The 24,507-nt window shown below is 71.6% G+C and carries 1 pseudogene (cut by a window edge); it reads left to right on the forward strand.

Annotation, left to right across the window (positions count from 1 at the left end):
* Positions 1-24,507: pseudogene (locus ABEB12_RS34575) on the forward strand (hypothetical protein); its annotated part runs 6,841 nt beyond the window's last position; the annotation flags it as partial.

Below are 24,507 nucleotides of genomic sequence, written 5' to 3' on the forward strand. Positions count from 1 at the left end.
ATGCGCTCTTCGGTTCTGGCTGGTCTGGCGCGGTGCGTGCGCACCGCGCTGGTTGCCATGCCCGGAACCGTGCTCCTCATGGCCTGCGGGATCGCCGCGGTGCTCATCGGGCTGTTCGCCGGCTCGACCGGGTCCGCCACCGACACCGGGGTCGTCCCGGTGGCGAACGTCAGCGCGATCGCGCCGTCGCAGGGGGAAATCCAAGACCCCACCGACGACACCGATTCGGCACCGGCATGGGCGACCGGAAATGCCGCCTCGGCCAAGCCGAGCCAGGTGAACAACAACTCCGGACAAGCGGCCAATCGGCTGGATGGCCAAATGGCCACAATGGCCACCGTTGGCCCGGCGCGGTCATTGTCCGAATTGCGCGCCCGCTATCAGCCGGCGGCCACTCAGCAACCGGAAATGGAATGGCCACTCGACGCTGACCGCGGCCACGGCAATGGCCAGGCGGTCGCCGGCCAGAGCGGCCAGACGCCGGTGGCCACGCCCCAGCAGCCGGTGGCCAAGGCGGTGACCGAGCCGGTGACCGACTTCGTGTCCGGTCTGCTCGACCGCATCGGCCACGCGGTCTCCTTCGGTTCCGGCCAGTCCGGCGCCTCGGCGGGCAAGCCGGTCCGCGAGGACGTGGAGCGCCGGGTCGACGAGGAAGCCACCGACGCGGTCACCCGGGTCCGGGACGCGGCGGCGGAGCGCCGGAGCGAGTCGCCGGGCGTCGACCGGGCTCACGCCCAGACGGCCCGGGCGGCCGGTTCGATCGGTGACTCGGCGTCGGATTTCGTGTCGGGTCTGTTCGAGCGCCTCGGTAAGGCCGTCGGTAGCGGCCCGGCGGCCGGTGGCAACTCCGGCGGCGCGAACCAGTCGCCGAAGACCACTCGGCAGACTGTGAACGACGGCCTGGATGACCGGCTCGCCGATGACGAGGACGTGTCCCGCCTGTGGGCCGGCCGCCCGAGCGGTGGGTCGTCCGCAGGCAGCTCCTCGATCAAGGCCCCAGCCGCCGAGCAGGTCGACCAGATGATGGGTGGGGTTGTCGACCTGGTGTCCGGGTTCGTCGGCACGGTGGCCGGCAAGCAGGCCGGTGCCCGCACCCAGCAGGCCCTCTCGAGCGTGGCTCAGGACGTGTCCGCCGCGCTGGCCGCCAGCAACCGGCTCCACCACCACGGCGCTGCCGGGGATGGCTCCGGTGCGGTGCAGGCCGGGATGCCCGAGCGTGCCTCCAAGACCACCGGTGGTGGCGGTTCCGGGCTGTCTCCGGAGCGCGGCGAGTCCGGCCCGATCACCTGCCTGGCGTTGGGCTGCACCGACCGCGACCCGAACTTCACCGGTCACCGGCAGGACGCGAACCCTGGTCGCGGTCCCCCGGCTGGTCAGCGCCCCCGCTTGCAGCACGACGGCAACAACGAGAACTCCCGCGACACCGAGCGTCCCGGCCGCCAGGGTGACCTGGCCGGTGACCTCACCAAGATCACCAATGACTTCGTCTCCGACCTGGTGAATCTGGTCGGCGGCAGCAACACCGGCAAGCCCGCCAGCAACGGTGGCACGCAGAACAGCGGTGCCGGCCAGCAGCTCGCGCAGGACATCACCAAGCCGACCAACGGCTTCGTGTCCGACCTGCTGCAACTGCTCGGCGTCGGCGGCGACAGCAACGGCGGTGCCGGAAACTCCGGCGGTTCGGGTCAGGGCTCGCAGCGTCCCCAGCAGCAGAAGCCGGGCCTGGACGATGTCCTCGACCAGTTCGTGGACGTGGCCACCGGGATCGTGAAGGACGTGGCCGGCAAGAAGGCCGCGAAGCGCGTGAACGAGGCGCTCACCGATCTGGCCGACCAGTTCACTCAGGCGATCAGCCAGGGCGGCCGGCCGGGCAACAACGGCGGCGCCCAGAACAGTGGCGGGCAGTCCGGCGGCGGCCGGGGGCAGCAGAGCGCGCAACGCCCGCGGCAGGATCTGGGGCAGCAGATCGGGAAGCTGAGCGGTGGGTTCACCCAGGACTTGCTCGACCTGATCGGTGGCGATGGCGCGGCCAAGCAGACCGCCGGCAATGTTGGCGGCAAGTCCGGCGCGGCCCGCCCGGCGGCGACCCAGGCCGCCGAGTCGAAGGCGGTGAAGCGGCCCAAGGGCATCAGCGCGGAGCAGGCGAAGAACGCCGAGACGATCGTCGAGGTCGGCCAGAAGCTGGGCATTCCGCGCAAGGGTTTGCAGACCGCAGTGGCGGCGGCGATGCAGGAGTCGGGGCTGAAGAACGTCCGGTACGGCGACCGGGATTCGCTGGGGTTGTTCCAGCAGCGCCCCTCCCAAGGCTGGGGCACCGTCAAGCAGGTGCTCGACCCGGTGCACGCGGCCACCAAGTTCTTCAAGACCTTGAAGAACGTCGACGGCTGGCAGGGCAAGTCGGTCACGCGCGCGGCGCAGGCAGTGCAGCGCTCGGCCCACCCGGACGCTTACGCCAAGTTCGCCGAGAAGGCCGACCAGGTGGTCGACTACGTGCTAGGTAAGCAGGGCGGCAAGGCGACACAGGGCAGCACCCCCCGGGTGCAGCAGGCCAGCGCCCGCCGGGCCGAGCCGGCCACCGCGCAGCGGGTGACCCCGGCGGTGGCGAGCCAGGTGGACCCGGCTACCGGTGAGCCAGGCCAGGCGCGCACCGCGCGGCGGACCGACCCGCAGACCGCCCGCCGGGTGGAGCCGCAGACCGCCCGCCGCGTCGACCCCCGCCCGACCGACACCGGCGCCGGGGAGCAGCAGTTGGTGCAGAACATCACCAAGCTGACCAACAACTTCGTCGGCAACCTCCTCGACCTGCTCGGTATCGGCGGCAACTCCACCGGCGGCTCGAACGGTTCGGGTCAGGCCCAGGCGCAGGCTCCCCAGCAGCAGCCGCCGCTGGAGGATGCGCTGGGCAACTTCGTGAACACCGCTTCCGAGATCGTGTCCCAGGTGGCCGGCAGCCAGGCCGGGCAGCAGACCCAGCAGGCGCTGGGCAACCTATTCGAGCAGTTGCTGGCCGGCGGTGGCCAGAACAACGGCGGCGCCCAGCGGAACACCGGCCAGCAGGGTGGCGGGCAGGATCTGGCCGGGGTCATCTCGGATCGGACCGATCAGTTCGTGTCGGACCTGATGGAACGCATCGGCGGCGGCGGGAACCGGGGCGAGTCGCGCGATGGCGGCCCGTTCTCCGATGACCCGGTTTACTGGAAGGGCCTGTACTACGACGCGTTCATGGCCGAGGCGAAGGCCGCCGGCCAGCAACAGCAGCAGGGCCAGACCGGGCAGCAGGGCCAGCAGCAGGTGCCGAGTGTGGACGAGGCATTGGGCAACTTCGTGAACACCGCTTCGGGTCTGGTCGGGCAGGTTGCGGGTGAGGACGCCGCGCAGCAGACGCAGCAGGCCCTGGGTGGGGTGTTCGGCCAGTTGCTGTCGGGTGGTGCCGGTGAAGGGGGCGGCACCGCCCGGAACTCCGCCCAGGGCGGTGTGCGTCAGGCCGGTGTGAGCAGCGACCGGGGTCAGGAGTTGGCCGGGCGGGTCGGTGAGCGGACCGAGGAGTTTGTGTCCGACCTGCTGCGGGACCTCGGGGTGTCTCGTCCGAGCACCGGCCGGGCGGCGGTGGTGAACCAGAGCGCCGGCCGTCAGCCGCAGCAGCGGCGGGACAGCGACTTCGATCTGGATGAGGTGTTGGGCCGGTTCGGTGATGCCGCGACCAAGGTGGTGTCCCAGGTGGCCGAGGACAGGGCCGGTCGCCGGGTGGGTGAGGCGTTCGACGGGCTGCGGGACCAGATCGGTGACGCCTTCTCCCAGCGCGACTCGCGCGGCGGCGTGCAGCGCCCCATCCAGGCCAACCACAACACCGGCCGTCAGGGCGGATTGCTCGGCTCGATCGGGGACTCGGTGGATGAGTTCCTGACCGACTTGTTCGACCAGATCGGCCTCGGCGGCGGCAAAAGCCAGGGCTCGGCTGGGCAGGGCCAGTCCGGCCAGGGGCAGGGTTCGCAGCGGCCCCAGCGGCAGGGTGATCTGGGTCAGCGGATCGGTGAGCTGACCAACGGGTTCGTCTCCGACCTGCTCGACACTCTCGGTGTGTCCGGTAGCGGCAACTCCAGCGGCAACAGCACCGGCGGCAGCGGCGGGCGCGGCCAGAGCCAGGGTCAGGGGACGCGGCCGGCGGGTCTGGATGATTTCGAGCAGATTCTGGGTGGGGTCACTGACGTCGTGTCCGGCCTGGTCGGCCAGGTGGCCGGGAAGCAGGCCGGCGCGCAGGCGCGGGAGATGCTGACCGACGCGGCGCAGGATGTGTTGACCGCGCTGGCCGCCGGCAACCGCTACGGCCAAGGCGGTAACGGCGCCGGGCAGCAGGGCGGCGGGCAGCAAGCCACCCAGGGCGGCGGCCAAGGCAGTGGCGGCGACAAGGGCTGGGCGTTGAACAACGAGGGCCAGTTCGCCGGCACGCAGTGCGAGGGCGACGTGGAGTGCGCCCTGGCTGATGGCAGCTTGAAGACCCGCCAGCCGGGGTCGCTGTCCAACCGGGGTCCCCCGCAACTGCTGGATGACCCGACCAGCACCGGTAACACGAACCAGTCCGTGAACTGGTGGGACCCCAGCTATGACGACCAGTCCACCCAGCAGGCCCTGAACGACCGGCTCGCCGTGGTCAGTGGCCAGAAGAAGCTGGATGCGGCGAAGTCGCAGCTGGACGCGAAGAAGATCACCCAGGCCGAGTACGACAAGCAGGCCACGGCGCAGAAGGCGTTGCAGACCAAGGCCGATCAGTCCGCCGGCCAACTCGACCCGTACAACAGCGAGCTGCTCAACAACGTGGTCACCGGCCAGCAGAACCTCGGTCCGGCGAAGACCAAGCTGGACGAGTCGAAGAAGCAGCTCGACGCCGGGAAGATCACCAAGGCCGCCCACGACAAGCAGGCCGCCGCGTACAACACCCAACGCGACGAGGTTTACGCGCAGACCGCCGAGTTGCGCAGCGCCGCCGGGTATGACGCGGTCAGCCAGGCCAACCCGGGCAAGGACGGCGCCGGCGCGGCCTGCTCCAACGACGGGGCGTTCGCGCAGTGCTCCACCGCCGCGATCGACCCCAAAACCGGGCAACTCAAGCAGGACCAGAGCTACTGCCTGATCGGTGTCTCCGGCTGCTCGGCCTCCTCCACCGCCGAGGATCGGGTGGCGAACGCGTTCTGCGACCCGGAGAAGGGCTGCGGCACCACCACCAAGGCCGGCAAGACCACCGCTGAAACCACCTGCGGTGTGGGTGAGTGCAACACCTCCTCCACCGCCGACTCTCAGGGTGCGGACACGTTCTGCCAGGCACGCAACGGATGCACAGAAAACGGGAAACTGCCCACCACCCCCAACCCGAAGGATGTCGCGGCAGGGAAGAAGGAAGGCGTCTCCGAGTCGAACGGCGCCTGCACGAAGGACTGCGCGCTGGCCGGGTTCGCCAACGCCTCCCAGGCCGGCTCGGACTGCAACACCCGCAACGGCACCTGCGACAACACCTCCACCGGGCGGCGCGCCACCGAAACCGCCCCTGCGGGCGACACTCCGGCCCAGGCCGCGCAGCGGGCCAAGGAGAACGGTGAGGCGTCGAGCAAGGCGCACTGTGCGGCCAGCGCGGTCGGGTGTGACACCACCAGCACGGTCACCGCCGGCACCGACCCCCAGACCGGGCAGCGCGGCTGGCTGGCCGAGTTCCTCTACGGCCCCACCGACAACGAAGGCACCACCGGTTCGGGTAAGCCGGCCGCCGAGGCCGCCGTGCGGTGCGCGCAGGGCGCCAAGGACTGCACGGGCAACGCCACCAGCACCGCCAACGGCAAGACCGACAACACGCAGACCACTCCCGAAATCCCGGCGGTGGCCGGCGACCCGGCTACGGGGCAAGCCGCGGTCCCGGCCACCCCGGCTAAGAAGAACACCGACAACCGCACCCACACCGGAACCGCCGGCTGCGAGGTGGCGGGGGGCTCGTGCACCACGTCTTCTGGTCTGGGGCAGGACGAGGGCGACGGGGTCCTGGCACACAGCTCGGTCTACTGCGATGACACCAAGGGCTGCGGTGGCAAGGCCAACACCGCCACCACCGCCCAGATCACCGCCGGTGTGGATGGCAAGACCGCGACCCGTAAGACCGACGCCCACCACGACTGCACCGTCACCGGCGCCACCGGCGACTGCGCCAACGACTCCTCCTCCACCGTCGCCAACAACAACACCGGCAACGGCACCCAGCTCGCCACCACCACAACCGACGCGGAGGGCAAGGAAAAGAAGGTCGACCCGGTCGCCGAGCTCGGCAAGGGGCTCACCGCGACCAGCAAGACCACCGCGGTGCTGTTCTGCGGGTCGGCCGGCTGCAAGGGCTCCGACCACGGCGCCACCTCCGGCGAGGCTTCCGGGGATGTGAAGGGTGTGCGCGATTCCGACGGTGTGACCAAGTGCGAGGTGCACGGCACCGGCGGCACCTGCGGCTCGGCCGCCGAAACCACCGTGGCCTACCGCGAAGAGCAGGTCCGGGCGGACGGGGCGAAGATTCCCGCCGGCGTCGTGAGCGTCTCCCACGCGGACGCGCAGGTTCGTTGCGAGGACTCGAAGACCTGCGGTGGCAAGTCCTACACCGAGACCTCCGCCCTGGACACCTCCGTCTCCGAGCACCGCCGCGGTTCCTCGGACACCGCCGAGTGCACCGTCAAGAACGGTGGCTGCCTGGGCCAGACCAGCAGCGACGCCTCCTCCGCGCCGGACTTCCTGAAGTACGACCCCAAGACCGGCAAGCCCCTACCTGGCCAGCCCACCACCGGCCCCACCTCCACCTCCCGCGCCTCCGCCAGCATCGACTGCCAGAGCAAGAACTGCGAAGGCACCGCGAAAACCACCGCCGCCGCTTGGGACGGCGCGGTGGACGGCGGCAAACCCCGCACCTCCGAAGGCACCGTCGGCTGTGAGAAGGGCGCCAGCTCCTGCCAGGTCCAGACCCTCTCGAATGCCACCACCGGCCCCGGCGCCGCCCTCACTTACGCCGGCGAGGACCAGGCCGTCAACGCCCAGCGCCTCGGCGAAGGCCCCTCAGCCGCCTCCACCATCGGCGGCAAACTCACCGGCGAGGGCGGCGGGAAGATCACCGGCACCGTGCTGGCCACCAACCCCGGCGTCTCCAACGACCCCCGAGGCAACCGCGCCGAAGGGTCCTGCGCCGGCACCAGCGGCGGCACCTGCACCGCGGTGATCAACGGCGGCGCCTCCTCCTCCCCCGACGCCAACGTGATCCGCCCGATGCTCCAGGACCAGCCCACCCAGAACGCCACCACCAGCAACACCCAGGTCGGCGGCGGCGAGTCCCAGGACGGCGCCACCGGCTCCGCCCAGAACGCCAAGGCTGGCAAGACCGGCCAGACCGCCCAGCAGAACAACGGCCAGACCCCCAACCAACCCGGACAGCAACCCAACCAGCCGATCACCGCCCCCGGCTCCTCCGCCAACACCGGCGGCCCCTCCGTCCCCGGCGCCTCCTCCTGGACCGCCGCCTGGGCCAACCTGAACTGCGACGGCACCAGCAAGTGCAAGGGCACCCCGCAGAGCTCCGCCACCGGCATCACCGGCAACAACCACCAGAACAGCGGCGAGGGCACCCGCGGCCCACCGGAGGCCACCGGCAAGACCACCAGCACCTGCGACTCCACCGGTTCGGCCTGCCAGGCGCTCTCCAACTCCAGCGCCGCCTCCGGCCAGGTCGTCGCCGACATCTACACCGAACAGAACAAGGCCACCGTCGAGCAGGCCAAGCAGCAGGCCGCCGACCTCAAGACCAAGGCCGACGAGGCCACCAAGGCCGCGCAAGCCCCCGGCGCGACCGACGATGCAAAAAAGAACGCAGAGCAAGCGAGCAAGGACGCCGAGCAGGCGCGGAAGAGCTACACCGACGCCGCCGAGGCGATCAAGAAGCCGATCCCCGAGGACCAGGTCCCCGTCACCTGGTCGCAGTCCTCCTCCGCCGCGCAGTGCTCCGGCCCGGACTGCAAGGCCACCACCACCGGCGATGTCTCCGGTACACCCGGCGCCTCACACACCGACGCCACCTGCGCCGCCGGTCAGAACGGATGCGTGGTCACCAGCGACGCCACCGCCACCCTGATGCGCGACTCCGGCCAGCAGGCCGGGGGCAAGGACAAGAAGGCGATCCCGGGGGCGGCCGGAACCGGCGAGACCGGCTCCAACCTGATCTGCCCGGACGCCGGCTGCACCGGCAAGGTCACCGGCAAGGCCAACGCGACAGCCGGCGAAGCCGGCATGGGGCGGGCGCCCAGTTCGGCGCCCGACGGAAACACAGCCGGCCAGGGCGAGTACCGCTCCACCAGCAACGGTGAGGGCAACACCGCCTGCGACGGCAAGAGCCAGTGCCAGGCCGGTATCCGCGCCAGCGTCTCCACCATGGCCTCCACCGACAACGTGCCCGAGGCGCAGCGGTTCGCCGCCACCTCCGCCAGTGTGGCGGCCAGCTGCGACAACGGTTCCAAGGACGGCTGCCCGATCAAGGCGACCAGCCACACCGAGTCGGTCGGCGCCAAGACCGTCAAGGCCACGACTGACACGGTCTGCGAGGGCAGGGCCGGCTGCATCGCCGGGACCAGCGGCACCGCGGCGCCGGAGATGGCGCAGGTCTCGTTCCAGTGCGGCGGCGCCGGCGGCTGCAAGGCGCACAGCGAGGGCGACGCCAAGGGCAGCAAGTCCAGCGCGAACGCCTCCAACGACTGCACGCTGGGCAAGAGCGGCCAGTGCGCCGGCGGGGTTCAGGTCGGCGCCTCCGATGACGGCAGCGCGATGGCCGGCGCCTCCTGCCAGGGCACCGAAGCCGCCAAGTGCCACTACCACTTCGAGGCCACCGCCTCCGACTCCTCGGCCAGCAACGGTTCCTGGGCCAAGGCGTACGCGCACGGTTCGGAGGACGGCGAGAACGGTGGCGGCGCGGTCCAGGTGATGGCGCAGACCTCCGCCGAGCCCGGCCTGGCCCAGGCCGCCGCGGTCTGCAAGGGCGCGAAGAACTGCGTCAACAACTACTCCGCGCACGCCGAGGCGCACGACTACTACTCGGTCCAGGCCAGCGCGAAGAACCCCGACCAGCCGGAGGGCTACGGCAAGGCCGACGCGTCGGGCACCTGCCGCGGCAACAAGCAGGGCGGCGGCAGCTGCGGCGTGCAGGCGCAGGCCGACGCCCGCGCCGCCGTCGCCAGGGTCAAGTGCTTCGGCGACTGCTCCGGCTTCACCAAGGAACAGGAGAGCGCCACCGGGTTCGTCAAGACCGGTCCCTCCTACAACGAGCAGATCGCCATCGCCCGGGCGCGCGCGGCCGCGGCCCACCAGGTGCAGGACCCCGAAGCGTGGATGAACGGCCTCAAGGACGGCGAGTCCGGCGACCTGGTGGTGAAGAACGACAAGGGCTACACCATCTACAGCAAGACCCCCGACGGCACGGTCGTGAAGAACGACTGCACCCAGTGCAAACCCGGCGAGACGTTCACGGGCGCCGGCGGAACGAACATCACCATCAGCCAGGACGGCCGCGTCCAGTCCAACCGACCCACCGGGGCGCCGACCGGCGGCAACCACACCTGCGACATGTCCCAGGGCTGCGGACTCACCGGAAACGACAAGGGCGACGGTGACGGCAAGTACTGGGTCAAGGGCGACGGCACCGTCCACGACGGCATCACCGACTCCAACCTGCACTTCAAGGACTCCAAGCCGCAGGGCAACTACCCGGCCAACCTGAACGAGGGCAGCTTCGGCAACACCAAGGGCAAGCCGTTCGAGTTCACCTGCAACGGCGGCTGCGACGGCACGCTGAGCAACTACGACCTGGGCAAGGGCAAGTTCACCGACAAGATCGACCTGCAGGGCACCGCGAACTGGCTGTCCGGCCGCAACGGCCTGGGCAACCTGGGCAACCTCGCCCACACCGGCGGCGGAACGATCACCCTGATGGGCCGCAACGGCCAGATGATGGACCCGATCGTCTCGCTGAACAAGCTCAACCCGCAGCAGCAGGAGTCCGACGGCCTCAGCCCCGAGGACTGGGCGGACATCACCGCGAAGTACGGCTACACCCCGTGGGACGTGGACACCCTGCGGAAGGTCCTCGAGCCGGGCGACACCATGACCGGTTTCCAGCCGGGCCCCAACGGCGGCATCCAGAAGATCACCAAAACCGCCGACGGGGACATCAAGGTCGAGGACTGCCCGCAGTGCACGGCTGGCGCGAACGGCCTCAAGGGCGGCGGCGACGGGACGATCAGCTTCGCCGGCAACGGTGACGGCACCGTCGAGCAGACCACGGCGCAGGGCAAGCCGAAGAGCAGGTGCACCTCCGACACGAGCTGCGCCATCGCCACCGACGCGGACGGCGCGGGCATGTGGTGGTTGGCCGGCAACGGCACCTTCAAGGACGGGGCGTCCGGCTCGACGGTCGTCTACGAGGGCCAGAACAAGAACACCTACAACGGCGGCACCACCGCGAACACCTCGAACCTGCCGTTCACCGCCAGCTGCAAGGAAGGCTGCACCGCCGACGTCGGGTTCGGCGACAAGCTGGACCACTTCGACCTCAAGGACGCCAAGGGCGTGCAGATCACCGCCCGCGACGCCCAGGGCAACTCCGGTCAGATCATCTGGCGCGGCAAGGGCCACTACCAGGGCATCGAGGGCGACAAGGTCTGGTCCGACCTGACCCAGGTCGCCTACGACCCGAACAACGAGATGCCGGGCAGCGGCCGCCAGGACGAGCCCGACGACACCACCTTGGTCATCACCCGGGACTCCGCCGGCAACCCCGGCTACTACCAGCTGCCGTCGGGCCAGGAAGGCCGCATCGAGACCAAGGAAGGCTACGTGGTGGACAACCGCCACGGAGACACGCTGGACCGGGACAACCCCGACGAGTTCAACTTCAGCCACGAGGGCGACAGCCTGGGCGTGATCACGCCCAACGGCGACGGCAAGGGCGGCGAGCTCAGGTGCTCCGGCAAGTGCACCGTCCAGGGGCCCGGCCTGCCGGCACAGAACACCCCGTGCGAGGCGTGCGGCTGGGTCGAGCACCTGGCCACCGGCGAGGGTCCGCACCCGGCTGGCTGGCGCGAGGTTTCCAACGACGGGCCGAAGAAGACCTGGTACACGAACGAGGGCGACCAGCAGATCTGCGAGGGCTGCTCGTTCGTCCAGTACAACCGGGACAAGAACGGCAACGGCGGCGGCGCGATCTGCGAGTCCTACGGCGGCGGCCCCGGGACGTGCGAGGGCATCACCCGGGAGGGCACGCGGGTGTCCGACCCGTCCGGCATGCGCCTGCTCTACGCCAACGCCGACGGCACCCACACCGGTTGGGCGTGCCGCAGCAACAAGGACTCGTGTGGCACCGACGCGGAGAACCTCAGATTCGACTGGGGCCGAAGTGACCGACCGGACGCCAGCTGGGCGCTGGTCATGGACCAGAACTACCGGCGCGCTCCCACCGGCGCGCAGATCGACAAGGACCTGGCCGCCAAGCTCGGCCTGCAGCCGGACGACGCGCTGCCCCCGCTGACCGCCGACGCGGTGGAGCGGATGAAGGCCGAGGACGCCAAGAACGGCACGAACTACTACGCGCAGTACCAGGCCGCGCTGCCGCAGATGACCTACGGCGAGCAGGCCGAACTGGGCTACCAGTACCTGGACGCGCAGAGTACCGACCGGCGGCTGCAGAAGCAGTTCGGCCCGCTGTACGAGCAGAAGATCGCGCCGGTCCTGCAGGCCTACGAGGACGCCAACGCCGACCACACGCTCACCCCGGACGAGAAGAAGAACCTGCAGCAGAAGTTCGACGCGCTCGGGGATGTCGACCCCGGCATGGTCTACGAGTGGTCCGCCGCGCGCGGGATCATCGACGGGGTCGACGACGCCACGTACGTCCGGCCGGACATCAAGCGGGTCCAGGCCGACCTGGCCGGCAAGCCGGAGGTCCTCGACGAGCTGGCCGGCCCCGAGCCGGTCAACCCGGCCCAGCCCGGCTACGGCAAGTCGAAGATGGACCGGGCGATGGAGAACGTCCAGAACGCCCTGGGCGTGGACGAGCACGGCGACCCGAACCGCCCGTACGACCCGACCCAGGTCGCCACGCTGAGCCTTCGGCCGCGGCAGATCGACCTGGACCGGCGCACCGCCGGCTACATGCGCGACGCCAAGGCCTACAACCAGGACGCCGACGCCTACAAGAAGAACGGCGGCTCGCAGGCCACCCTGGACAGCCTCAACGAGCGGAAGGACCAGCTCGACGCCCGCTGGGACGGCATCAAGGCGGACAAGAAGGTCCTCGGCGATGCGAACGAGGCGATCGCCGGGAAGCCCGACCCGGCCAAGGACGCCAAGCAGGCCACGCTGCGCGCGATGGACGAGGCCTTCGGCCGCGGCAGCGGGGACAAGACCTGGTCGGACCGGCTGACCGACGCCAACGCCAAGCTGAACCGGCTCCAGGGCGTGTACGACAGCCTCAACGAGAACGACCCTCAGCAGAAGGAGTGGAAGGACAAGCTCAGCCCGTTCAAGACCATGGGCGGGTTGAACTACGGCGCGGTCAGCCGCAACCCGACCGAGCGCGCGGACAACAACCCGATCCGCGAGCTCTCACTGCCGTCCACCGGCAAGCAGGACCTCTACTTCGCGCTGAAGTCGGCGAAGAACCTGCCCGGGTACGAGAACTACAACAAGGACGACCTGAAGGACTCCTGGAAGGACCTGACCCCCGACGAGCTGGCCAACAAGGCCTCCCAGATGTCGGTCGGCCAGTACGAGCAGAGCATCCGGGGCCGCGAGCTGGGGCCTGGCGAGAAGCCGGGCGACCGCACCGACCTCACCCAGGACCAGCGCGACAAGCTGCTCAAGGTCATCCGAGAACGCGGCGGTGATGGGTACTCGGTCGACGCGGAGCGGATGCTCTACCGCGAGGGCGGCACCGACGAGTGGGTCCCGACGCTGCTTTACCGGGTCAAGAACTCGGAGGGCGAGGTGGTGGCGTGGGTCAACGACGCCGGGGAGTACTTCACCTCCCTGCAGGACTACCGCGAGAACAACACCATGGCCGAGGACTCGGACCTGATCACGCGGGACAACTGGTCCAACGACGACAGCAAGCTGATGTCGACCTCGGCGCACTACACGCACCCGGTCGAGAAGGTGATGGACTACGTCGTCGCGCCCGCGATGATCATCGGCGGGACAATTGTGTCCTTTACCGGTCTCGGCGCGGCCGTGGGCGTGCCGCTGATCGTCGCCGGGTCGGCCTGGTACGTGGGCAAGGCCGTGGACAACATCATCGCGCGCTCGGACCACGGCCAGTCGAACGGCTGGGACAACCCTGCCGCCGTGGCCGACTACATATCGCTCGGCGCAACCGCCCTGGTCGGCGTCGGCGCCTTCCTGAGACCCGTCGCGGTGGGCGCATCGCTTGGGGTGAGAGCGGCGGCGGCCGCGCCCACCTTCCTGGGCATGGCCACGTTCACCGGGATGTACGGCTACAGCGTGGTGAACACGGTGGCCACCTGGGACCAGATGACCCCGGGCCAGCAGGACGAGGCGATCGCCGGGCTGGTCACCGGCGGCCTCATGCTGGCGTCGCCGCTGGCCGGGAAGGGCGTCGCGGCCGGCCTGCGTTCCGGCCGGATCAACCCCGCCTGGGTCGGCATCCGGGACACCCCGGCGATGCGCCCGATGGACAGCAGCGTCAGCCGCCCGGCCATCGACATCCTGACCGACACGCTGCGGCCCGGCCGCCCGGTCTCGGTGCGGGACGTCATGAACCACACCGGGCTGTCCGAGAAGGCGATCGTCGACGCGGTCAATGACCCGAGCACCAACACGAAGGTCCGGGTGGTCACCGACACCGACGGCAACCCGATGCTGGTGACCCGGAAGGGCCGGCCGGGCTCGGAGTTCCTCAACATCCGGGACATCGTCAGCCAGCGGGGCACCGACGACGGCAATGGCGGCAGGACCATGACCGTCGACCAGGTCAAGGCCGAGATGCGCAGCCAGGGCATCAAGCCGCCGAGCGACGCCGCGATCGCCCGGATGATGAACCGGACCCGGGGCGCCGAGTACTCGGGCAAGGGCGCCGACGCGACCATCACGGTCCGGCCCGGCGAGCGCGGGACCGGCGGCGCCAAGCCCGCGACCCCCGAGCAGGGCGGCCAGCCCGCCACCCCCCAGCAGGGCGGCAAGCCGGCCCCGGGTGAGCAGGGTGGCAAGCCGGCCACCCCCGAGCAGGGCGGCCAGCCGGTCCCGGGTGAGCAGGGCGGCAAGCCGGCCACTCCGGAACAGGGCGGGCAGCCCGGCGCCCCGGAACAGAGTGGCCAGCCCGGCGCCCCGGCCCCGGTCAACGGTTCCGCCCCGGCCGTGAACGCGGGCAACGGCTCGACCCTGGTCGTCAACGGCAACGGCGCAACCCCAGTGGCCAACGGCAACGGCTCCACCCCGGCGGTCAACGCCGGCAACGGCTCGACCCCGGCCGTGAACGCCGGCAACGGCTCCACCCCGCCGGTCAACGCCGGCAACGGCTCGACGCCGGTTGTCAACGGCAACGGCTCCACCCCGGTGACCAACGGCTCCGCCCCGGTGAACGGCGGCCAGGGGCCGAACAACTTCACCGTGAAGGTGACCACCGGCCCCGACGGCGGCACGGTCTACGTGATCAGCTTCAATGGCGGCTCGGGTGGTTCCGGCGGCGGCTCGGGCAACGGGGGCGGCGCCTCGAACCTGGTCAGCACCCCGGTCGCCGGCAACGGCGGTTCGGGCAGCGGGGGCAACGGGGCCGTCAAGCCTGGCAACCCGGTGCCGAGCACCCCGGCCAACCCCACACCGAGCGGCAACGGCTCCGCCTCCGCCGGCCCGGCCAACCAGGTCGGCGGCCAGCCCACCCCCGGCGGCAACGGCCTCGCCGGCAACGTCAAGCCCGGAGGCAAGGGCGGCCAGCAGCCCGGCGGCCCGGGCAGCCCCGACCCGGCCACGCCGGTCAGCCCGGGCAGCCCCGGTGGCCCGAACGGCCAGCGCGTCGGCGGCGGCAACGGAAACGGCGGCGACGGCGGCACCCTGCTGGCCGACGCCCCCGGCGGGCCGTCCGGCGTGGGCCGCCCCTCCGGTACCTCCCAGAAGCCCAACCCGGGCCAACCCAAGCCCGAAAACCCCCTGGACTACTCGCCGAGCAACGGTCCCCCGGGCAGCAAGCCGGTCAACCCCGCCAACCCGAAGGAGACCCAGCCTGGACAGAGCAGCGACCCGTCCAACCCGGCACCGAAGGAGGCCCAGCCAGGACAGGGCACCAAGAAGGAACAGCCTCTGAACCGTCCGGACGAGCAGTCCGGCGGCACCGAGAAGGACGCCGAGGCACCCCTCGGTCCGGAGAAGAACTGTGCCTGTGAGGCGCAGGACCGGCTGAACGCGGAACACCCAGGCCAGGTCAATCCGGACGGAGTGCGCCCGGCGGGCTACAACGACCAGAAGACCTCCAAGGTCCAGGAGACCGTGGAGAACAACTTCGACGGTCGCACCCAGAAGGCCGACGCGGAGCAGACGAACCAGTGGCTGGACGGCATCGAGCCCGGCACCCGGTTCCTGCTCTGGCTGAAGGGTGCTGACGGCGAGGCCGGTCACGCGGTTGCCGGGTGGCGGAACCCGGAGACTGGGAAGATCGAGATCTTCGACGGGCACCTCAAGCCGTCGAGCGAGGCGCCGAGCAACGTCCGGGGCTTCACCGAGGTCGGCGGCGGCAAGGACCCGAACGCGCCGAGGATGGCCGACGAGATCGGCGACCTGGTGGGCGCCCGGCACGGCCGGCCGCACGAGCGCGGCACCGGTGACGAGGGCCGCAAGGCGACCCCGGGCAAGCCGACCGAGGCCAAGCCGGGCGAGCCGGCCAAGGCGGCTGGTGGCGCGGAGCACGGCGCGCCGGCGCCGAAGTGGTACGACCGGGTGAATGGCTGGCAGGCCGACCTGGCCAAGCTCACCGAGCTCCAGGGCCGCCAGCAGCAGGCTCTCGGCCAGCTGCGCAGCAACCGGGAAATGCTGCTGCTGCGGAACGCGAAGCTGGACCCGAACAGCTCGGAGGGCCGCGCGCTGGGCCGGGCGCTGGAGCTGAACCGGACCAGGACGGCCGAGGCCGAAGCCGCGCTGCGGGAGACCGCCGAGCACCGCGGCGCGCTCAGCGAGGCGATCGATGCCGAGTTCCGCGCCCTGCTCCACCCGGAGCCCCCGGCCGGCCGGGGCGACACTGCCGCCGCCGCGCGCGAGGCCGAGACGCAGAAGTCCCTGCAGCCGCTGCGCGAGCAGGTCAGCGCACTGCGCGGGGAGCTGTACGACAACACCCACGCCCAGCTGAGCCAGCAGGAGTACCTCGGGAAGCTGCGGTCCAACCGGGAGAAGCTGCTCGCCGAGCAGGCCAAGCTGGACCCGGACAGCGCCAAGGGCCGGGCCATCGACCGGGCGCTGAAGGCGAGCCAGGCCAAGATCGACAGTGCCGAGGCGAAGCTGCGTGAGACGGTCAACCGCGGGGCCGAGATCGAGAACGCGATCCCGAGGGCGGAGCGGCTGGCCAAGCGGATCACCGAGTACCAGAACCGCGACCGGCACGGCCCGACCTCCACCGAGGCACTCGGCCTGCCCAAGCGCGAGTTGCCCACCACGTACGACCGAAATGGGCAACCGATGAACGGCCACCCGTCCTGGAAGACGGAGCCGAAGCCGGAGCAGCCCGAGCAGCCGTCCTCGATGAATGGTCCCGGCGACCACCAGTCGCAGCGCCCGGGCAAGTGGGACACGGTCAAGCGGCAGACCAAGATCTGGCTGGGCGTCAAGGGCCTGCCGGTTCTGATGCTGCTGATCCGGGCGGTGTTCCCGGACCCGACGATGCCGGGCGCGCTGCTGCACGACACCGCCCCGCCGCCGGCGAAGGTGCAGACCGTCAAGGGCACGGCGGACCCGATGGCCGGCGGCAAGCTCGGTATCAAGGGTGACCCGGTGACCGGCGGCGAGCGCGGCGGCCCGGCGGGCGACCGGACCAACCCGCTCGGCGGCGACCCGGCGAGCGGCGATCCGACCGGCGGCCAGCGCGGCGGTCCGACCGGAGGCGAGCGCGGCGGGCCGGTGGATGGCCAGACCAATCCCGCTACCGGCGGACAGCAGGCGTCGAACAACGGCGGTGCCGGGCAGCAGCGGCCGACGCCGAACCCGGTGCCGTTCCAGACCCCGTACCTGAACGTCTACCCGTACCTGTGGCGCGACCGGCTGCGCAACGACGCCACCCTCAACCCGGACGAGGAGCTGATCGGCAACCGGCCGCACCTGGACGCCTTCGGCCGCACCGACATCGACGCCGACAGGGTCATACCGCCGGGCTACACCGCCACCGACTGGCAGGGCCTCAGCCGGGCGCAAAAGGCCGAGGCGTGGCGGAACCACGCCAAGCAACTGCGCGCGGAGGGCAAGCTCACCCAGGAACAGCTCGCCGAGCTGGAGGACCAGCTGCGCGAGTTCGCCATGCAGGCCAAGGAGGCCCAGCGGGAGCTGGACGCGCTGGTCCAGCACGCTGACCCGTCGGCTCCGATGGACCACCAGCAGTCGCGGCGGATCCTGGACATGTTCCAGGTGCTGCGGGGCGCCCAGCGCCGCGGTGCCGGCACCGAGCCGCTGCTGGTGTTCCTGCGCAACCACGCCGGCATGCTGGCCGGCGACGCTACCGCCGCCGACGAGTACGCCGCGATGCACCGGGAGCTCGCGGAGCACACCTTCGCCGGGCGCCGGCAGCTACAGGAGATCGCCGCATACGAGGACGAGGGCCTGACCTCCGACCGGGTCGCCGAGGGGTTCTGGCGGGAGCGGATGCTCACCCAGCTGTCCCGCGCCGGCGTCTCCTCGAAGGACCTGGAGCGGTTGGCCGTGCTGTCGCCCGAGGAGCTGCGCGGGGTGCTCGCGTCCGGCATGGTCGAGCCGGACCTGCCGGACAGCGCCCGGGAGCTGCCGCGCAAGGAGCGGGCGGAAGCGATGCGGCGGCGCATCGAGGAGACCGAAAAGCAGGCGCGGGACAACCTGGAGGAGATCGGCAAGCGCAACGAGATCACCTGGACGGACCTGAACGCGTTGTTCGCGGCCCTGCCGAAGACCTTCGCGGACTTCCAGCAGGTCACCAAGTATCCGCGCAACGCCGCGTGGCGCTACCGGCGGGAGCGCGCGAAGTTCTTCACGGCGCTGGGCGTGTCGGTGGCCGGCACCGGCGCGGTCCTGCTGCTCGGCGCCGGCGGCGCGCTCACCGCCGCCGCGGTCGGGCTGCTCGCCAGCTGGGTCGCCGGGGCGGTGCTGCGCGGGCTCTACGGCGCGGGCAGCATCCGCGGCCCGCCGGCGGCGCTGAAATTCCTTTTCACCGCGATCGGTTCGGGCGCGGTCGCCTGGGTGCTCCTGCACCTGACCGGGGCCGGACCCACCGTGGTCGCAGCGGTCACCGTGGGCATCCTCGCAGCTTCGGTGTTGCGCGCGGCGCGGCCGCTCGTGAGCACCTCGCGGTTCACCATCAAGAACCCGTGGGTGGCCCGCGTGGTCTTGGTCGGCGGGACGCTGGCGGCCATCACCGCCGGGCTGCTCGGCGGTCAGCAGGCCGACGCGTCCCCGCAACACACCGGCACCGGAACGGTGGCGGTCCAGCAGGTGGACGCGGCGCAGGCGGCGCCGAGGCTGCCCGAAGGCGTCCAGCTGAAGGTCGTCGAGGGCAACCCGGTGGTCGGCAAGCAGGTGCCGTTCACCGCGTACGGCAACGAGACCGCCGGCCAGGTGGCGAAGGCGTTGGGCGTCAGCTTCGACGACTTCAACAAGGCCAACGGTGACCGGTTCACCCCCGGGCAGCACATCGGCGGCCAGGACGTCGTCACCCCGGAGGACTGGACCGGGCACTGGACCGCGCGGCCGGGCGACTCGTACTGGCGGATCTTCTACGACCGGTTCCACGACCTGGCCGGCTTCCGGCACGCCATCGAGGGCCTGACCAACCCGGACCACCTGGACAAGGGCGCCCCTGTCGAGGTACAGGTGCCCACCCAGCAGCCGCCGCCCCCGACCCAGACGCCGCCTCCGACGCAGACACCTCCGCCGCCGACCCAGACACCTCCGACGCAGACACCTCCGACCCAGACACCCACGCAGACGCCGAACCCGTCGCACACCACGCAGACCCCGGCACCGACCACCACGCCGACCACCACGCCGGGCAACCCCGGCCCGGGCATCCACGTGCCCTGGGGCGGACTGCTCACCGTCGTCGGCGCGCTGCTCGGCCTGATCGGCCTGATCTTCGCGGCGCGCTGGCTGCGCAACAACGCGGGCGGCTGGGTCCAGCGCGTGCGCGACTGGTTCGGCAACGTGAACTGGCGCGACGTGGGAATCCGCACCGGCCAGGTGGCCGGCGTGCTGGCTGGGGTGGGCGCGTTCGCCGGCGCGGTGTTCGGCCTGGCCGCGGTCACCGGCGCACCGGTCGGCCTGGTCGCGGTCGCCGGCATCGCGGTCGGCTGGCTGGGCCTGCACGCGCGCGGCATCGGCACCGCCATCCAGATCCGGGCGCCGACCTGGTGGGCCGCGATCCGCAACGCACCGGGTGCCGCGTGGAACGGCATCACGAAGGGGCTGGACAAGCTCAAGCAGCGCCTGGTCAAGCTGCGCGACAACGCTCTGACCGCCATGCACAACGGCTGGCAGCGGTTCACCGGTTGGGTGGAGGCCCGCCGCGCGCTGCTGCGGCAGGCCCGGGTGGTCGCCCGGCTGATGACAGCGGTGCGGGCGGCCGAGCGGAACGTGCGCCGGGCCGGCACCGGGCCGGACCGGCCGGAGGCCGACAAGGCGCTGGCCGACGCGCGGCAGGCGTTGACGGAGGGTGTCAAGGCGGCCGCCGCCACCGCGAAGGTCCCGGCGCGGGCCAAGGCGGACCGGGTGAACAAGGTGCTGGCCAAGGTGGCGGCCGGGCACGGCCTGGCCGGCCGGCGGTACCGGTTCGCGGCCCGGCTGGGGCTGAACCTGCCGGTCTCGCCGCGCACCCGCCAGGTGCTGGCCAAGACGGCGGCGGTGTTCGGTGGCGCCGGCGCGAGCCTGGCGCTGTTCGTGGTCTTCCCCGGCCACGGCTGGGTCGGGCTCGGCCTGGTGGCGCTGGCCGGGGTGCTCGCGGCGCGGGCCGCGTGGACGCCGTACCAGGGCCGTGCCCCGCCGCTGAAGGCGCTGATCGAGGCGGCCCGCGCGCAGTGGAAGAAGATCGCGGTCCGGCAGGCGGTGCGGCGCATCGCGGGCCTGTTGGCCCTGTCCGGGATCGCCGCCTGGGCGGCCCCGCTGCTGTGGGGCTTGCTGGCCCGCCCGCTGGCCGTGGTGTTCGGCGTGCCGCACTACGCGGCGGTCAACTCGGTCATCGCCGCGTTCGCCACCGGCTGGCTGGTCTACCGCTACGTGCTGCGCCGCCAGCTGAACAACATGTTGAAGGGCATGCAGACCCGGCCGTGGCTGGCCGCGTGGCGCTCGGCGGCGCTGGTCGTGATGATCACCGCCGTCTACCGCATGGCCAGCACGGTGGCCAAGGACTCGGGCACGCTGCCCTGGCTGTTCGGCGCCATCGCGCTCGCCCCGCCGGTCATCGCGGTGGTCAACGCGATCGTTCAGGACAAGGAGATGGGCCGCACCCGGATCATCAAGGCGGTCATCGCCGGGATCACCTCGCTGACCACCGCCGGGCTCACCCTGTTGTTGCTCGCCAAGGGCCACACCTCCCCCACGGTCACCGCGTGGCTGGGCGCGGTGCTGCTGTCCGGGGTGTTGGTGGCCGGTAACACGCCGATCGCGGACTACCTGGCCGGCAAGTTCGGCCAGTGGCGGCTGGGCCGGACCAAGAAGAAGCTGGACGAGCTGGCCAAGCAGGACAACCCGGACGAAGCGAAGATCACCAAGCTGCTGCGCAAGTGGGGCCAGGCCTGGCTGGACTACGTGAGCTTCTCCAAGCTGGACACCCGGGTGACCCTGCGCAAGGCGCTGGACACCGTGCTGAACGCGGTCTTCGCCTACATCATCATGAACCCGTGGAGTGCCCCGGACAGCCCGGCGAACATCGCGCTGCGCGCCGGGGTGGTAGTGGTGCTGCTGTTCGTCACCGGCAAGATCCGCGACCGGGACGAGTGGCGGACCAAGCAGGAGTGGCGGGACAGCGTCTACGGCTACCAGTCCTCCCGCGAGCTGCGCGACCCGGACCGGCCCTCGCTGCTGCGCGGCAACCGGCTGGGCCAGCGCGCCGACCAGTACCGCGCGGCGCTGGACGAGCTGCTCCCCGAGTTCGGGTTGGCCAGCCTCGAGGGGCGGCCGCTGACCAGGGCGCTGGCGGACGAGCTGGCTCCGCTGCTGTTCCACGCGGTCACCGACGAGATTCCCGGCCGGGCTGATGACCGGACCCCGGTGCCGGGCACGGACACCTTCGCCAACGAGGTGAACCAGGCGCTGGCCGCCGACCAGGCGGCGCAGCGGCGCCGCCAGGACCAGCACCGGGTCGCGGTGGCGCACACGCTGATGGTGCTGGCCGGCAACCCGGGCGGGCTGGCTCGGGTGGCGCACACGCTGCGCGAGTCCGATGACCCCCGGGACCAGCAGATCGCCGAGGTGCTGGAGTTCCAGCTGTACCTGGGCGAGCAGCTGCGGCTGCTGGCGCTGGCGAACAACGTCACCCTGCCGGACGGCCGGACCCTGCTGCCGGCCGGCGCCACCGACTCGGACGACTGGATCGCCCTGCTGAAGGTGCAGGTCGACGAGCGGTACAAGCTGCGCCCGGCGCACTTGGACGGCGAGCTGCGCGCGCTGCTGAACGCGGTCAACAACTACTACAAGGCCAACGACGACGCGGGTAACCCGGAGGCGGTGCGCGCCCGGCTGGAGCTGGTCCGGCTGGAGGTGGAGCTGATCCGGGAAAGCATGCGCAGGCCGCCGCTCGACCCGCTGGGCCAGGTGATGGAGCTGCACCAGCAGCGCCGCTCCAGCGCACGCGCCGCCGAGGACGCCGAGTGGGAGATCATGGGCGATCCGGACTTCGACCCGTCCCGGCTGGCCACGCACCGCCAGATGGCCGCCGGGCACGGTCTGCTCGACGCGGCGGCCGGCCTGCTCGCCGAGGTCGAGTACCTGCGCGGCGAGCGGGCCGTCGAGCGGAACCGCTGGGCGCTGGCGATCCGCTGGGCCATCCAGGCCCGGGCGCCGAACAGCACGCCCAGCACGCCGCTCGAGGTGCTGCTGGTGCTGGCCGGCCAGCCCCGCCCGATAACCGCCGACGGCCTGGCCCACCGGTACGGCGGCTTCACGGCCGGCCAGTGGCAGGACAAGCTTGACGAGCTGGTCGGCATTAACGCCATCGAAGGCAGCGCCAGCAAGGGCTACGTGGCGAACAAGTCGCTGGTCAAGCTCTGGCACGAGGCGAACCCGCGGCTGCGGCACGCGATGCGGGCCGACCCGACCCTGCTGCCCGGCGGCGCCCGGCTGGTCGCCCTGATGGGTGCGACGGTGACCAGCAAGGACGACGCCAAGGCGACCTACAAGGTGCTGCTGCGGGTGCTATACGAGGGCGACCTGGTGCTGCGCCTGCCCGCGGACGGGCTGCGCGACGACCTCGGCATCACCTGGCGGCGGGTGCCCGGGCTGATCTACCGGCTGCGCAACCCGGCCGGCGCGCTCAGCTTCCCGGCGGGCAATCGGGACCGCCTGACGGACAACCCGGTGACCCGCGAGCTCGAGTCGGCCCGGGATCGGACCTGGGTGCCGATCCAGCAGCGCCGGCTGCTCGGCGCCCGGGTGCGTGCCGCGCACGAAGCCACCCGGAACCTGTACCGGACGCTGCTGGTGGCGGCCGACCTGCACGCCGCCGGGGTGCCCGAGGATGTGATCAGGCCGCTGGTGAGCGCGGCGTTCGACCGCCAGCTGAAGGCCTACGCCGAGCTCTCCAAGGCCTACGAGCACGCCGAGGCCGAGCTGAAGCGGGTGCGCGCCTACCCGCACCAGACGGAGACCACGCTGCGCACCGCCAGGCGGGCGCTGGCCGACGCGCCGGGCGCCGACCCGGTGAAGGAGGCCGCCGCGCAGTGGCTGCGGGACAACACCAAGGAGATGAACAACCTGCGCCGGGTGATGATCGCCCGAGGCGCCACCCCCGGGCGGCTGGCCCGCGCCCGCACCCTCCTGGAGCGGCACGACCAGGACCGCAGCTACGCCTGGCAGAAGAAGCTGTGGCGGACCCTGGGCGGTTGGGACGTCATGGAGGACGCCCGCAAGGCCGCCGAGGACCTCGAGCGCCGGTTCCCCCAGGCGCGCACGTTCCAGGCCGCGCCCACCCGCCCGGACCAGATCCCGGTGATCCACGACGAGGTCGTCCCCCGGCCGAGCGCGCCGGGCCAGCCGGGCATGCCGGATGCCACCAGCACCGAGCCCGGCGGACGGGCAGCGGTCACCACCCTGCGCGGCCCGGGCAACCGGACCAACCAGGACGCCGGCACCGCGTTCACCCTGCCCGACGGCACCCGGGTCGTGATCGTCGCCGACGGACTGTCCCGCACCTCCAAGTCCGAGCAGGCCGCGAACCTCGCCGTGCAGGCCGCCCGCGCCGAGCTGTCCCGCCACGTGCCCGGCCGCACCGCCGAGCAGGCCGTCCGCGACGCCTACCAGGCCGCCGCCGACGCGCTGGTCACCGCCTACGCCGACAGCCACGAGCAACGGAGGGTGGACGCCAACCCGTACGCCAGCACGCTGGTCATCGCCCTGGCCACGCCGGCCGGACAGATCACCGTCGGCTGGGTGGGCGACTCCCGCGCCTACCTGCTCACCCCCACCGGGGGCCAGCGGCTGACCGACGACCACATGGACGGCGCGATCATGACCAAGTTCCTGTCACCGGACTTCCGGCCGGAGATCGAGGTACGCAGCTACTCCTTCACCGGCCCCGGCGTGCTGCTGGCCACCACCGACGGCCTGCACAACAAACTGCTGGCCGACCGGCTCGAGGGTGACAAGGACCTGCCGGAGATCGAGAAGATCCGGCGAGAGCTGGGCGGCCGGACCGACCCGACGGCCGTCACCCAGATCCTGGCCACTCGCGCCCGCGCCCTGGGCAGCAACGACGACGCCACGGCCGCCGGTGCCGAGCTCGACTCACCCACCCGCCCGCTGCCCGGCCGCCCGGCACCCGCACCCCCGGCACCCGCTCCGCCGACACCTGCCCAGCCGGCACCCGCGCCTCCGGCGACCGGCGGCGCGGCGGGGCTGCGCAAGCCGCTCGGCTCGCACCTGCCCGAAGAGTCCGGCGCCGCGGGCATGGTCAGCGCCGGTGAGCTGGGCCTGCCCGAGTTGCCCGGCGGTGGCGGTGCGGTGGCGGACCACGTACTCACCAAGGCGGAGATCCAGGCGATCCTGGCTTGGCTGGCGGACGTCGAGTCCGCG

Source organism: Actinospineispora eucalypti, assembly GCF_039543365.1.
GTDB classification, from domain to species: domain Bacteria; phylum Actinomycetota; class Actinomycetes; order Mycobacteriales; family Pseudonocardiaceae; genus Pseudonocardia; species Pseudonocardia eucalypti.